General features: G+C 69.3%; 1 protein-coding gene. It reads right to left on the minus strand.

The window, feature by feature from the left end; all coding sequences use genetic code 11:
- Positions 1-1,446 (minus strand): condensation domain-containing protein (locus ABZ079_RS36845; protein ID WP_356943800.1); only part of this gene is annotated, 1,446 nt, incomplete at its 3' end.
- Positions 1,447-1,499 lie beyond the last annotated feature (53 nt).

Consider the following 1,499-nt stretch of genomic DNA (forward strand, 5'->3'; position numbering starts at 1 on the left):
GAGGTTGACGAGGGGGAGGTCGCTGGGGGTGTGGGTGGGGGTGGTGTGGGTGTTGGTGTGTGTGGTGATGGTCTGGAGGGCTTGGGTGTAGAGGGTGGCGAGTTCCTGGATGTGTGCCGGGTCGTGGAGGGTGGCGGGCCAGGAGTAGGTGGTGGTGAGGTGGGGGCCTTCGGGGGTGTCGTGGGTGGCGGCGTTGATGGCGAGGGTGTGGGGGGTGGGCATCGGGTCGTGCGGGTTGTGCGGGTTGAGGTGGCGGGTCTCCGGCGCGGTGGTGAAGTGGCCTGTTGCGGCGGGGGTGTTGCCGATCGTGGTTGTGGTGCGGCCGAGGTAGTTGAAGCTGATGTGGGGGGTGGGGTGGGTGGTGAGGGGGTGGTGGGGGGTGAGGTGGCGCAAGAGCCCGTAGCCGATGCCGTCGTCGGGGATCGCCCGCAGGTGTTCTTTGACGGTTTTGATGGTGTGGGTGAGGTCGGTGGCGGGGTCGTGGGTGTTGTGCCAGGTGGTGGGGGTGTGGGGGATTCGGATGGGGTGGAAGGTGGTGAACCATCCGGTGGTGCGGGTGAGGTTGGCTGCGGTGTGGGTTTCGTGGCGGCCGTGGGTTTCGAGGTCGATGAGGGTGCCGTGGGGGGTGGGGTGGCCGTGTCGGCGTCGCCATTCGGTGTGGGCGAGGTGGAAGGCGGTGAGGAGGATGTCGTTGATGCCGGCGTTGTAGGCGGCGGGGACGGTGGTGAGGAGGGCGTGGGTGAGGTGGGTGTCGAGGGTGTGGGTGTGGTGCTGCTGGGTTGAGGTGGTGTCGCGGTGGGGGTCCAGGGGGCGGCTGCCGTGGGTGGGGTCGGCGGGGGTGAGGACCCGGCTCCAGTAGGAGTGCTGGTCCTGGACGGCTTCGGTGGCGGCGAGGCGGGTGAGCTGGTGGGCCCATGCACGCAGGCTGGTGCCGGCCTCGTCGAGGCGGGGGGTGTGGCCGTGCTGGTGGGCGTGGTAGGCGGTGGCGAGGTCGGGCAGCAGGATCCGCCAGGACACGCCGTCGACCGCGAGGTGGTGGATGGTGATCAGGAGCCGTCCGCTGTCCTTGGGACCCGCGTCGAAGAAGACGGCCTGGAGCATGCGTCCCTCGGCGGGTGCCAGGCGTGAGGCCGCGGCCTGGACGTGCGCGTCGAGCACACTGATGCGTTCCTCGTGCCCAGCCGGGAGGAGGGTGTGGGTGAGGAGTCCGCGTTCGGATGCTGTGGCTGTTGTGTCCGGCGCGGGGATGTGGAGCGAGCGTTCGCCGGTCGGGCTCTGGGTGAGGTGGGCGCGGAGGCTGTGGTGGTGGTCGGCCAGGGTGGCAAGGGCCTGGTCGATGTGTTCGAAGGTGGCGCCGGGCGGTGTGGTGATTAGGACGGACTGGTTGAAGTGGTCGATGGGTCCTTCCAGGCCGAGGAGCCAGTGCATGACCGGGGTCAGGGGCATGTCTCCGGTCGGCTCCCATTCCTGGCCCTGCCCGCTGTTGCCGGTGGTGTGTT

Origin of the sequence: Streptomyces sp. NPDC006314 (assembly GCF_040613075.1) — a bacterium.
Taxonomy (GTDB): Bacteria; Actinomycetota; Actinomycetes; order Streptomycetales; family Streptomycetaceae; genus Streptomyces.